The organism is Streptomyces sp. NPDC006463, from assembly GCF_042870715.1.
In the GTDB taxonomy this organism is placed as follows: Bacteria; Actinomycetota; Actinomycetes; order Streptomycetales; family Streptomycetaceae; genus Streptomyces.
On the sequence record NZ_JBIAHP010000002.1, the window covers coordinates 503,157 to 515,201 of the forward strand.

Sequence of the window (12,045 nt, forward strand, 5' to 3'; positions counted from 1 at the left end):
TGACGTGGTGACTTCGTCCCGCCCTTCGGCGGCACTCTGATGACACATCGCACGGCGGATCGGCTGGAGCCCGGAGCTTGACAGCCCCAACCAGAACCGCCACTGTGAGATACACGTTCAAGCATGTATCTCATGCAGGGGTGGGCGGCACTTCACGCTGACCTGCATGGATTCCTGCCACGAGCTGTGTGCACGGAAGCGGCCCGCCTTGGTACGGGGGTCCGCTGTTGAGGGCGGGGACGCTGCAATCCCGCTAAAGGCCAGGGGACAGAGCTTCGGCTCGACTGGCGAGGTGGCCCGGTGACCGCGAGCAACGGCCGGCGTGTGGGGACGTGGTCCCCCTTGCAGTGCGAGACCTGTGCCCATGAGTTTCGGAGGTTCGAAGTGATCCGCTTAAGACCCTTGGCCGCTGCCGCACTGGACCGGCGTGGCGGCGTTGCCCTCCGCGTCACCTGACCCGCCGCACGTGCGTGCTGCGGTCGGCTGCCTCCCCCGCCCGTCCAACGTCGCTCTCGGCGTACGGGCGGGGTCGCAGGGAGCCGGAGTTCTTCCTGCTCCACCAACGAAGTGCAGCCCCGACGCGGGAACGCCGGGGCTGCTGTTCGGGCCCGTTCCTGTGTGAGAGGAGCAAGACCCAATGAAGTTCATCGTTGCACGTCAGAACCCCGTTACCGTCCTGCCGACGGATCTGGAGCCGACGGACGCCGAACTGGCGGCAATCGAGATGGAGATGCCCGTCGTCTCCGCCGAGGTCGAGCTGCTGGACGCGCTGATTGCCCTGCTGGACCGGCCGGCCTGGGAGTTCGACGCCCGCCGTATCCGCCGAGCGCACAACCGGGTGCTGTCCGCCCGACGGGACCTGGCCAACTGGCAGGACCCGAAGGAGGCGGCGTGAGCACCGGCCGAACGCTGACCCGAGCACAGAAGGTCGTACTCGGCGCCGCTTTCGTGCCGATGCTCGTCACCGGCGCGGCCGGCGGAGTGGGTACCTTCTCCAACATCAAGGGCGCCTACGGCTCCGGAACCGCGCTGGGCGCGGTCGCCGCCGGCGAGGGAGCGACCGCCGTCTTGGCCCTGGTCCTGCTCGGGCTGACGATGCTCGGGCAGGCCTCCCCGGCAGTGGTCCGGATCGGGCTGTGGCTACTGCCTGCGGCCGCTGCGGTCATGGCCGCGATGGCCGCCGACGGTACGGGCCGCACCGTGATCTACGCGGTCACGCCGATGGGCATGTGCGTGGCGGCCGAGGGCATGGCGTTCCTGGCTCGGCGGATCGTGGTCCATACCGACGGCCGGGACGCGGAAGCCGAGCACCGGGCCGCCACCGTGATCCGGTCGCTGGCCTACCACCGGGCCCGTGCCGCGAACCACCCTGACGAGAAGATCCGTGCTCGCTCCGAGCGCACGTCGTGGAAGCTCGCTCGTCGGATCGGCACCGGGGATACCGCGCTCGGCACGAGCCTGCTGGACGTTCAACGCGAGCGTGTCACCGACGGGGCCGACGCCGCCCTGGCCGACATGTTCACGGCTCCCGTCACACCAGAAGCTCACGCTGTCACGGCCGCCGTGACGCCCGCCCTCGCTCCAGCCCCCGAACCGCGTACCGGCTCCTCCGCGGGGACGGCTGAGGGCGAGGCCGTCACGGTTGCCCGTGACGGGGAAGACACGCAGGTCAGCCCGGCAACGTCGGACGCCGAGGTGACGGCCGTCGCGGTGCCCGTCACGCCCGTGACGCTGGATGAGGTCGCGGCCGTCACAGGCGTTCCCACGCCCCACCCGGCGGAGACGCTCTCCGACGAACAGCTCGTCGTCGTGCTTCGGCACCTGCGCTACTCCGCCGACCCGCCGCTGTCGTATCGGCAGGCCGTGACGGCCTTCCGTGACGCCGGGTTCGTCGGGGGCGAGCAGCGCGTCCGTAAGGCCTGGGGTGCATTGATGTCCCAGGAAGAGTCCACGCCGTGACCGGGCTGCCGGTCTACCCGTGGCGCCTGGCCCCTGACGGTCTGGCCACGCGCCGACAGCTCCGCGCCGCCGGTCTGCGGCCGGGAGGGCAGGACGTCGTCGCGCAGGTAGAGCGGCTCCGCCGACGGCGAGGGCCGCTCGTCGCCTTCCTCTACCGGTTCGATCTGGCGATGCCGGTTCGGCCGATGACCCCGGCTCGCTGGGCAGCGCTTGAGCGGGCAAACGAGGCCCGCCGTGTCTGCCCAGTCTGCCGTCGCGATGCCGGCTACGTCATCCCGGCCTCGCTCGGCATGTGCGTGCCCTGCCAGACCGGAACCGAGCAGTACGCCGCCTGAGCCCTGCCCCCTGCCGTGAAGGAGTTCTGCTGTGTCTCGCCGTACACGCTCGCAGGCCGCACAGGCGGCTTTCCCCACCACCGTGCACATTCCTCGGCAGCGAGGCCGGCGCCGTCAGGTGCCGCCGGTCATCGTCGTCGTCTCGGAACAGCCCACCCTGACCGCCCGCGCCACTGCGGCGACGGGCCGGTTCGTGTGGCGCCACCGCCGTACCTGGGCCCCGACCGGCATCGCCGTCACGCTGCACGTCGTGGCTGCGGTTCTTCACCTGTTCGCCCCGTGGACGGGCCTGATCACCGCTGCGGCCAGTCTCATCCCTCTGGGGCACCTGGTCTGGCTGGCCAAGACCCGTCCGGCCAGTCGGACCGTGTGGGCCTGGCGGATCTCCCTCGCGGTCCTGGCCCTGGCCGGGCTCGGCTGGCTGTCGCTGGCCCTGTGGTTCGGCCCCGCGAGCGCGGCGCTGATGGGCCTGTGGTCGCTGACCACCCTCACCGTTCAGATTCTGTGGCTGACCGCTGGCCGCACCACCTCTAAGGGGCACAGCTGATGTCCACCAACTCGTGGATGCCGACCAGCGGCAACGGCGCACAACGTCCCGGCAATCCCCCGACCGGCGGCCAGCGCCGGACCACCCCGCAGGGCGGTGGCCAGCAGAGCACCGCTGGACAGGGTGGAGCGAACCGCTCACGGACGACGAACCGGAGCAAGTCGCGGGAGTACCACTTCCACATCAACGACAACAGCGGTGGCCCCCGCGGCGGGAGCCAGCAGGGCGGACGCGCCGGTCAGGGCCGTGGCCAGGGCGGCGGCGGGCGGGTACACAGCCCGCTCGGTGACCCGGAGTTCTTCTCCAACGTCGACATCCGCAACTACTGCGAGAGCGGCCGGGGCCTGTTCCTGCAGATGTCGTTCGAGCTCGCCAACGCCGCCGAGCTGCTGAACGCGGTCCTGAAGGAGGTCCCGGACCCCGAGGGCCGTCCGTTCGGATCGCGGATGCGGGCCCGCCGGGTATCGAAGCGGCTGCAGAAGGCCGCCGAGGACGCCCGCGACACCGCCAAGAACCTGGCCGCCACGTACGCGGCGTTCCAGCGCGAGTTCGACCCCGAACTCGCCCCCTACCAGTCGAAGCGACCCCGCCAGAGCGGCCGGCGCTTCGACTTCGGCTCCTAACCCACCGACCGGCAAGGAGGTCAGACCATGTCCCGAGCCACCGTACAGACGGAGGACCAGCAGTACGACGCTCAACTGCGCGCCGCTCACGGCGACGGGGGCGGGGTCGGTGAGTACCTGCTTCACCGCGCGAAGCCGCACCTTCCCCCCTGGCTGGCGGGCGCCGGCGTAGGCCTGGCCTCCCTGCCCGCTCACTACTTCTGGTCCGGACAGCCCGGCGTCACCGCCGGGCTCACCCTCGCCTCGGTGGCCCTGACCGGGCTGACCTGGTGGGCCGGCCGCTCCACCACGCAGCAACGGCGCCTGCACTCCGCCGTCACCGTGGCTGCGGCCTCCACCTGGTTCACCGCAGCATCCATTGCCGGCCCCGCAGCGGGCCCGCTCGGGGAGCTGTACTTCATCGGCGCCCCGACGCTGGCCCTATCGTGGAACATTCGCCAGATCCTCCGCCGCAACGTCGACGGACCCGCTGCCGGAACGGACGGCGGGTTCCTGGAAAAGGTCGGGCTGGCCAAGACACAGGTGGTCCGCTCCGAGGTCGGCCCCAACAAGGCCACCTTCGATCTGCAGCTCCCGCGCGGGGAACTGACCAGCACGGACGTGTCCAAGAACCTGGAGCGGATCGCCGGCGCCCTGGACGTCCCCAAGACCGCAGTCCGCATGATGGAGAGCCCCGACTCGGCATCCCGGGTCACGCTCACGGTAGTACCGCTGGACCTGCTCAAGAACACCGTCCCCTGTCCCGGGCCCTCCAACCCGGGTGGCTCCATCGCGGACCCGGTAGTCGTCGGGATCTACGAGGACGGCACCGAAGCAGTCATCTACTTCCCCGGCGACCCGGCCGCAGCGCGGAACGCGGCGCACTTCCTGGTCATGGGGATGACGGGATCCGGGAAGTCCGAGGGCGGGCTGACCGCCCTCGCCGAGGTCCTCACCCGATCCGACGTGATCGTATGGGCCTCCGACCCGGCCAAGGCCGATCAGACGCTCGGCCCGCTGCTCCCGGCGATCGACTGGGCCGCACTCGACATGCCCTCCACCAGGGCCATGGTCGAAGCGATCAAGGCCGCGATTCCCGTCCGTACGGCGTGGCTCGCCAAGTACGGATACAAGCAGTGGGAACCCGCGTGCGCCGAGGTCCAGGCGGACGGATCACCGGGGATGCCCTACCTGATCGGCTGGTTCGAAGAGGCCGCCAAGACCATCCGAGAGACCGACGACGACGTCTTCACCGGCATCGCCCAGGAAGCACGCTCCGCCGGCGTCTCTCTGGTGATCTCCATGCAGCGGGCATCCGGCAACCAGGTCTCCACCGACACCCGCGCCTCGTTCGGTTCCTCCTGGTGCCACGGCGTCCGCACCGAGCAGGACGCCCGCTTCGCCCTCGACGACGACGTTCTCGACGCGGGCGCGTCGCCGCACACCTGGAAGGACAAGAAGCCCGGCTACTCCTACCTCGTCGCCAACGGTGTCCCGGAGACCTTCTGGGCGACCCCGCTGCGCGACTACCTCAGCAGCACCGACTACCTGACCTGGGTCGTGCTCACCTTCGCGGAAGCGCGCGCCGGAATCGATCCGGTCACGGCCGGCGTCGCGGCCCGCACCGTCGACCGGGCGTTCACCGCCCGCACCCGCTACCCCCTGCCCGGCACCACACCCGAGCCGGAGATGCCCGTGGACGAGTACGACGCGGACGACGAGTACGAGGTCCACGACGTCGAGCCGTACGACGAGGACACCGACGACGAAGAGTTCACCGACCCTGAGGCAGAGCTGCCCGAGGTCGAAAGCGTCGTCGAGTTCGCTCAACCCGCCGCAGAGGCGCCGCGGATGAAGCTCACCGCCGCGCAGGCGCGTGCCGCCATGGAGGAGCTGCTCGACGAGTTCGAGGAGGAAGAGCGGCTCATCGTCGGTCCGTCGGACTTCATGGAGCACTGCGACCGCCACGGACGCTCCCGTTCCTGGGTCTCCGGACAGGTCTCCGCGTTCGTCATGGCCGGCCGTCTGGCCGAGACGAACGAGGTCGGCCGCTACCGGATCGTCCCGTACCGGATGGCGGCCTGACGCGTCAGACGCGTCAGACAGCCCTGACACCGAACAGCGCCAAAACACAGGTCATACGCGTGCGCGAGGGGTGTCAGACGGGTGTCTGACGCGTCTGACACCCCCACTGGCACTCGGCCTGACACCCCTGAAACCCACACCCGAGCGGGGCCCGAGCCATCCGGCACGGGCCCCCGTCCTCTCCAGGGAGCTCGTCTTGTCCTACGAGACACAGCCCGCGCCCCTCCGGTACGGGGAGGCCGTCCTCCACCCGCCGGCCCTGCCCGAGCCCCGGATGCTGCCCGCCGAGATCCCGCCCGGCGTCCAGGTCGTCACCCTCCCCGGCGGCGTCCGCACCCTCGCCTACGCCCCCAGCGCCCCTGCCGAGCCGGTACGGGTCCCGGTCCAGCGGATCCCCGTCTGGGCCAAAACCACCGCCCTGCTCGCCCCGACCGTCGGCGGCGGCATCGGCGCCGCATCCATCGGCCTCGCCTACGCCGCTCCCGGGCTGATCGCCCTGACCGAAGCCCTCTGGGCCGCCGTCGCCCTCATCGCTGCGGGCGGCGCCGCACTCTTCCTGGGCCGGGCCCGCCGCGCGCCGACGTCCACGCACATCACGCAGCACATCACCGCGACCGGCCTGTTCGGCCGCGCCACCGGCAGCACCGTCCACCACCGGTAACCGGGCATGGCCGTCCACCAATACCTGAACTGGGGCGATGCCAGCCACTACGACCGAACCCGGACCCTGCCCTGCGTGCTCTGCGACAAGCCCACCCCGCTCCGCTCGCACGCGAGCGAGCCCGTCCACAAGGTGTGCGCAGAGGACTGGAACGCGGGCAACCCGGACCAGCCGCGCCGCTACACCCTGCCTGTCAAGGACAAGCCGCAGCACGACGCCGGCACCTGGCGGTTCCACAACGACGGCCCCAACACCCCGACCCTGCGCCGGACCACGGTCACGGCACTGCGCCCGCTCGACCCGGACGACGGGGCCCTTGAACTGTTCGCCGCGTGACATGACGAAGGCGGCCCGCTCTCGCCAAAGCCCGGGCCGCCTTCTTCCAGCACCTACTGGAGGACTCCAGCATGACCCATCCCGTCCATCTCCCGCCGGAAGGCGGCAACATCAGCCTGTGCACCGGGTCCGGCGCCTTGGACCTGGCCGTGGAAGCCGTCACCGGCCTGCCCACGACGCTGGTCGCCGAGAAGGACCCGGCCGCATCTCGGCTCCTCGCCGCCCGCCTGCCCGCCGCCCGCAACCTCGGCGACCTCACCGCCATCAACTGGGCAGACCTGGCCGGGACGATGCCGCGCCCGGCCACTCTGACGGCCGGGTTTCCCTGCCAGGACATCTCCAACGCCGGACCTCGGGGAGGAATCGCCGGTGACCGCTCAGGACTGTGGAAAACCATCGCCCACGCCATTCGCCACCTTCGACCCCGCCTCGTGTTCCTGGAAAACGTCGCCGCGATCCGAAGCCGCGGGCTCGACACCGTCGCCGCCGACCTGGCCTCGATCGGGTACGACGCGCGGTGGATGTGCCTACGCGCTGGAGATCCCGAGGTCGGAGCCTGCCACCGGCGCGACCGCTGGTTCGCCGTCGCCTATCCCGCTGCTGAAGACCCCCACCTCACAGCTCGGCCGCAACGGGGGACCGCAGCACCCGGACAAACGGAAAGCCGGCGGGCACGGGCCCACGCTGGAGGACGAAGTGGTCTTCTTGCTGCCCCCAGCACGCAGTTGACCCTGCTCCCGACGCCGGCCGCCGCCGACGGGACCGGCGGCCCCGGCGTCTCCCCGAAGCGCAAGGGCGGGATGAACCTACGCACCGCGGTCACGCTGCTGCCGACCCCGGCGGCCCGTGACTGGAAGTCCGGCGCCTCGAACCTGCTGGGGACCAACTCCCGGCCGCTGAACGAGGTGGTGGTCAACCTGCTGCCCACGCCAAAGGCCTCGGACGGCCCGCACGGCGGGCCGAACCAGCGCGACCGGGCCGGGCACTACTACCTCCCCGGCCAGGCCGTCCGCCTCGACGGGCAGTGGCTGGCCACCAACGGCACCGACTACGGCCCCGCCATCCGCCGCTGGGAGACCGTCCTCGGCCGGCCCGCACCCGAACCGACCGAACCCGGCACCAAGGGCAACCGCCGACTGTCCCCGGCGTTCGTCGAATGGATGATGGGCGCCGATCCCGGCTGGGTCACCAGCCCGGACCTGGGCCTGTCCCGCTCCGACCAGCTCAAGATCCTCGGAAACGGCGTCGTCATCCACCAGGCCGCACACGCCTACCGCACCCTGCTCGCCACCCTCACCACCGTGACCGCGAGCCCGCACGTGTCCCAGCTCGCCCTGGACATCGCCTAGAACGCCGAGGGCGGCCCCCGTCTCGCCAAAGTCCGGGGCCGCCCTCATCTCCCGATCACCTCAAGACCTGGAGAACACCAGCATGACCCAACCCACCCCCAACCCGCGAGAGCCACAGCACCCGCTGTTGCGCGCGGCCCTCACCGCCGCCGCCCGCGGCTGGCCCGTCTTCCCCCTCCGGCCCGGAAACAAGCAGCCCGCCCTCCACGGCGAGGAGCAGTGCCCCCTGACCGGTCCGTGCGAGGGCGGGCACGTGAAGTGGGAGCAGCGCGCCACCACCGACCGGGCCGCGATCGTCCGCTGCTGGACGCACAAGCCGTACAACGTAGGCATCGCGACGGGCCCGGCCGGGCTGCTCGTGGTGGACCTGGACCGGCCCAAGCCGAACAGCAAGAGTGACGCGCCTGACGGCGCGACGACCTTCGAGGCGCTCTGCGAGCGCGCCGGGCAGGCCGTCACCACCACCTACCGGGTGCGGACCCCCAGCGGCGGACAGCACCTGTATTTCACTGCCCCCGCCGGACTCCGGCTCGGGAACACCGCCGGCAGGCTCGGCCCGCTCATCGACACCCGCGCCCACGGCGGCTACGTCGTCGCCCCCGGCAGCACCACCCGCGACGGGGCGTACGAGGTCATCGACCCCGCCCCCGTCGCCGAACTGCCCGCGTGGGTCCCTGCCCTGCTCGAACCGCCTAAGCCTGCCACCAAGGTTGTACCGCTGCGATTGCCGGCCGTCAGCGGCACCCTGGCCGCGAACGCGGCCCTGGAACGGGAATGCGCCGTGGTCCGGGCGGCCCCCGAAGGGGAGGGCAACAACACCCTCAACCGATGCGCCTTCAAAGTGGGGCGCTTCGTCGCGTGGGGCGACATCCCCCGCCACGAGGTGGAGCAGGCCTTCCAAGCGGCGGGGGAGGCGCGGGGACTCACCGCTGCCGAGTGCCGCGCCACCATCCGCAGCGCCCTCGACAGCTCCGCCCGCACGGTCCGCGCCCGGGAGACGGCATGAGCACCCACCCCCATCCCCGCTTGGAAGGCCCTGCCCACGCCCCGGACGCCATCAGCTCCGCCGAACCGGCTCCCGCCGCCGTCGGCAGTGGTGCGCCGAGGGTCGTCGCCCGTCAGGGCGTCCCTTCAGCTCTTCGTCCGAACCCGCAGAGGCCCGTGCCCCTGCAGCACGCCCTGACCGATAGGAGGAACGCCGCATGACCACGCTGCAGACCGTCGACGGCGCCGCCCTGCTGAACGAGGTGGAAGCCTTCCACCGGCGCTTCAACGTCTTTCCGAGCGAGGCCGCCTACGTTGCCGTCGCGCTCTGGGACGCGCACGCCCACCTTCTCGACTGCTTCGACGCGACTCCGCGCCTGGCGTTCCTCTCTCCGGAGCCCGGGTCCGGCAAGTCGCGCGCGCTGGAGATCGTTGAGACCTTGGTGCCGGCGCCGATGGTGGCCGTCAACGCCTCCGCCGCTGCGCTGTTCCGCGCCGTATCCATGGGGGACGGCCGCCCGACCGTCCTGTTCGACGAGATCGACACCGTCTTCGGTCCGAAGGCCGGAGACAACGAGGAACTCCGCGGCTTCATCAATGCCGGACACCGGCGCAGCGGAGTCATGTATCGGTGCGTTGGCGACGGGGGCAACCAGACCGTTGTGCCCTTCCCCTCGTACTGCGCCGTTGCCGTCGCCGGGCTGGGCTCACTCCCGGACACGATCCTGACCCGGTCCGTCATCGTCCGCATGCGCCGACGGGCACGCAACGAGCACGCCGAGCCCTTCAGGGCACGGCTCCACACCACCGAGGGACACGCCCTGCGCGAGCGGCTCGCCGCCTGGGCCGACGCCGTCCGCGAGCGGGTCAGCGGAGCGTTCCCCGTCATGCCGGACGGGATCACCGACCGACCGGCCGACGTCTGGGAGCCCTTGCTCGCCGTCGCCGACGCCGCCGGAAGCGACTGGCCCGAACGGGCCCGCTCCGCATGCGTCGAGATGGTGACCGCCGCGCAGAGCGACGACAAAGCGAGCCTCGGCGTCCGCCTATTGACCGATCTCCGCGACCAGGTCTTCGGCGACATGCCCCGACTGCCCACGTCCGCCGTGCTGGAGCAGCTCCGAGCACTGGACGAGGCACCGTGGGGCGACATCAACGGCCGTCCACTGGACGCCCGCGGGCTCGGCCAGATGCTCCGCGAGTACACCACCGCCGACAGTCGCCCGGTGGTCGCTCGCAACATCAAGATGGGCGGCGCAGTGCTGAAGGGCTACTACGCCGCCGATCTGCTGGACGCATGGACCCGGTACTGCCCGCCGCCGGCTCCCCTCTCCTGAAGGGCGCTACCAGCGCTACCGCCGCTACCCCGCAGGTCAGCACACCTGCGAGCGGTAGCAGCGTCACCTGAGGTAGCGGAACGGAACCGCTACCCGCGCCGCTGGCACCTCCGGCCGAGCGGCTCACTCATCCGCTACCGCTACCCGATCCGCTACCCGAAACAGGTCCCTGACCTGCGCGGTAGCGGAGTAGCGGCGGTAGCGGGCATCTCGGAGGGGTCTCCGACCCCGCCCTGAACGGAGGGGATCGACCTGAACGCCATTCCGCCCCGATTCTTCAAGCCCGAGACTCTCGCCGAGCTCTTCGACGTGCCCGTCGAGACCGTCTACCAGTGGCGCAAGAAGCGTACTGGGCCGCCCGGATTCCGTGTGGGCAGGCACGTGCGCTACCACCCCGACGCCGTACAGGCCTGGATCGACCAGCAGATGACCGCTGACCTCAGCCAGGCCGCCTAGAACCGACCACAGGAGGGCGGGCCCGTCACGGGCCCGCCCTCCCTCGCATCTCCAGAAAGGCCGCACGTGGCTGGACACATCCAGGACCGCTGGTTCAAGACGGAGCGCGGGCTCGACGGAAAGCCCAAGCGGATCAAGACCGAGCGCTACGGCAGCGGCATGCGCTACCGAGCCCGGTACATCGGCCCCGATGGCACCGAGAAGTCGAAGAGCTTCCCGGACAAGCAGAAGCGGCTCGCCGAGCAGTGGCTGAACCAGATCGAGGTCGACATGTCTCGGCGGCAGTACATCGACCCCGCCGCCGGTCGGACCACGTTCCGGGAGTACGGCGAGAAGTGGCTCGCCAGTCAGACGACCGACCCCACCACCCGCGTACCGGTATCCGTGCAGCTCCGGAAGCACGCCTTTCCCTACATGGGGCCGCGGCCGTTGGACTCGTTCCGACCGGAGCACATTCGCGACTGGCTGAGCAAGCTGGAGATCGCGGTTCCGGCGTCCTCGTATCGGCGGGTCATCTTCGCCAGCGTCTCGTCGGTACTCTCCGCGGCGGTGGACGACGAGTACCTAGCCCGGAATCCGTGCCGAGCGCGCAGTGTCCGGCCGCCGGCGTCCGTGTCGCCGCGGGTCACGCCATGGACGCGCGAGCGGCTCTTCGCCGTACGGGCCTCACTGCCCGAGCGGTACCGGGCGATGGTCGATGCCGGCGGGGGGTGCGGACTGCGGCAGGGTGAGATCTTCGGGCTCCCGGACGACCCCGACGATTTCGAGGGCGAGTGGCTGCACGTGGTCAACCAGGTCAAGGTCGTCAACGGGCATCTGGTCTTTGCGCCGCCGAAGCGCGGCAAGGAGCGGAAGGTGCCACTCCCCCGCCGCGTTGCCGAGGCGTTCCGCGAGCACCGCGAGGACTTCCCGCCTGTGGACGTGACGCTGCCCTGGTTGCGCCCGGACGGTCCGCCCATGACGAAGCGGCTGCTGTTCTCCCTCTCGGGTGGCGGCGCCGTGCGCCGGACCGACTTCAACACCCGAGTCTGGAAGGTGGCACTCGTCCAGGCCGGCGTCATCCCGCAGCCGCGGGCGGGTGAGCGCCACCAGGCCGCCCGGGAGCACGGGATGCACGCGCTGCGGCACTTCTACGCGTCCGTTCTGCTGCACAGCGGGGAGAACATCAAGGCGCTCAGCACCTACCTCGGGCACACCGACCCCGGATTCACGCTCCGCGTCTACACCCACCTCATGGAGGGGGCCGACGGGCGGGCCCGGAGGGCTGTCGACGGCCTCTACTGTGACGTCGGTTCCGCGCCCGACGGCCCACAGACGGCCCAAGAGGGGTGAGACGGCTTCGGGCCGACGGTCCACGACCGTCGGCCCGAAGTGTCAGTTATCGCTGACAGGTG

General features: G+C 70.9%; 13 protein-coding genes. All 13 read left to right on the forward strand.

The annotated features are described in order from the left end of the window. Positions 1–637 precede the first annotated feature (637 nt). Positions 638–895 carry a DUF6284 family protein gene (locus tag ACFYOB_RS06105; RefSeq protein WP_388555110.1) on the forward strand — a complete coding sequence of 86 codons (258 nt, stop codon included), beginning with the start codon at positions 638–640 and terminating at the stop codon, positions 893–895. After that, positions 892–1,959, forward strand: coding sequence for a hypothetical protein (locus ACFYOB_RS06110; protein WP_388555113.1), 1,068 nt, complete (start codon positions 892–894; stop codon positions 1,957–1,959). The genes ACFYOB_RS06105 and ACFYOB_RS06110 overlap by 4 nt, the downstream gene beginning before the upstream one ends. Continuing rightward, positions 1,956–2,294 carry an RRQRL motif-containing zinc-binding protein gene (locus ACFYOB_RS06115; RefSeq protein ID WP_388555116.1) on the forward strand — a complete coding sequence of 113 codons (339 nt, stop codon included), beginning with the start codon at positions 1,956–1,958 and terminating at the stop codon, positions 2,292–2,294. Before ACFYOB_RS06110 ends, ACFYOB_RS06115 begins: the two co-directional genes overlap by 4 nt. 31 nt (positions 2,295–2,325) lie before the next feature. After that, positions 2,326–2,841: a hypothetical protein gene (locus ACFYOB_RS06120; RefSeq protein ID WP_388555119.1), complete on the forward strand. Its 516-nt coding sequence runs from the start codon at positions 2,326–2,328 to the stop codon at positions 2,839–2,841. Beyond that, positions 2,841–3,464: a plasmid transfer protein TraA gene (gene traA / locus ACFYOB_RS06125; RefSeq protein WP_388555121.1), complete on the forward strand. Its 624-nt coding sequence runs from the start codon at positions 2,841–2,843 to the stop codon at positions 3,462–3,464. Before ACFYOB_RS06120 ends, traA begins: the two co-directional genes overlap by 1 nt. 27 nt (positions 3,465–3,491) lie before the next feature. Continuing rightward, positions 3,492–5,528, forward strand: coding sequence for a plasmid transfer protein TraB (gene traB / locus ACFYOB_RS06130; protein WP_388555124.1), 2,037 nt, complete (start codon positions 3,492–3,494; stop codon positions 5,526–5,528). A gap of 274 nt (positions 5,529–5,802) precedes the next feature. Beyond that, a complete protein-coding gene (locus ACFYOB_RS06135) occupies positions 5,803–6,189 on the forward strand; it encodes a hypothetical protein (protein WP_388555605.1) in 387 nt (128 codons plus the stop codon). Positions 6,190–6,195: 6 nt separating this feature from the next. Continuing rightward, positions 6,196–6,525, forward strand: a complete 330-nt coding sequence (locus ACFYOB_RS06140; RefSeq protein ID WP_388555127.1) for a hypothetical protein — start codon at positions 6,196–6,198, stop codon at positions 6,523–6,525. A gap of 71 nt (positions 6,526–6,596) precedes the next feature. Further along, positions 6,597–7,874, forward strand: coding sequence for a DNA cytosine methyltransferase (locus ACFYOB_RS06145; protein WP_388555130.1), 1,278 nt, complete (start codon positions 6,597–6,599; stop codon positions 7,872–7,874). A gap of 82 nt (positions 7,875–7,956) precedes the next feature. Then, the gene (locus ACFYOB_RS06150) at positions 7,957–8,880 is read left to right on the forward strand and encodes a bifunctional DNA primase/polymerase (RefSeq protein ID WP_388555133.1); all 924 of its coding nucleotides are present in this window, start codon (positions 7,957–7,959) and stop codon (positions 8,878–8,880) included. Between the two features lie 196 nt (positions 8,881–9,076). Continuing rightward, positions 9,077–10,195, forward strand: a complete 1,119-nt coding sequence (locus ACFYOB_RS06155; protein WP_388555135.1) for a DUF3631 domain-containing protein — start codon at positions 9,077–9,079, stop codon at positions 10,193–10,195. A 261-nt stretch (positions 10,196–10,456) separates the two neighbouring features. Next, positions 10,457–10,651 carry a helix-turn-helix domain-containing protein gene (locus tag ACFYOB_RS06160; RefSeq protein WP_324615668.1) on the forward strand — a complete coding sequence of 65 codons (195 nt, stop codon included), beginning with the start codon at positions 10,457–10,459 and terminating at the stop codon, positions 10,649–10,651. Positions 10,652–10,717: 66 nt separating this feature from the next. Further along, a complete protein-coding gene (gene xerC / locus ACFYOB_RS06165; RefSeq protein ID WP_388555138.1) occupies positions 10,718–11,983 on the forward strand; it encodes a tyrosine recombinase XerC in 1,266 nt (421 codons plus the stop codon). Positions 11,984–12,045 lie beyond the last annotated feature (62 nt).

Coding starts and splice junctions, on each gene's coding strand:
- traA (WP_388555121.1), top strand. CDS start 2,841: ATGTCCACCAACTCGTGGATGCCGACCAGCGGCAACGGCGCACAACGT.
- ACFYOB_RS06155 (WP_388555135.1), top strand. CDS start 9,077: ATGACCACGCTGCAGACCGTCGACGGCGCCGCCCTGCTGAACGAGGTG.
- ACFYOB_RS06145 (WP_388555130.1), top strand. CDS start 6,597: ATGACCCATCCCGTCCATCTCCCGCCGGAAGGCGGCAACATCAGCCTG.
- ACFYOB_RS06105 (WP_388555110.1), top strand. CDS start 638: ATGAAGTTCATCGTTGCACGTCAGAACCCCGTTACCGTCCTGCCGACG.
- ACFYOB_RS06140 (WP_388555127.1), top strand. CDS start 6,196: ATGGCCGTCCACCAATACCTGAACTGGGGCGATGCCAGCCACTACGAC.
- traB (WP_388555124.1), top strand. CDS start 3,492: ATGTCCCGAGCCACCGTACAGACGGAGGACCAGCAGTACGACGCTCAA.
- ACFYOB_RS06135 (WP_388555605.1), top strand. CDS start 5,803: ATGCTGCCCGCCGAGATCCCGCCCGGCGTCCAGGTCGTCACCCTCCCC.
- ACFYOB_RS06150 (WP_388555133.1), top strand. CDS start 7,957: ATGACCCAACCCACCCCCAACCCGCGAGAGCCACAGCACCCGCTGTTG.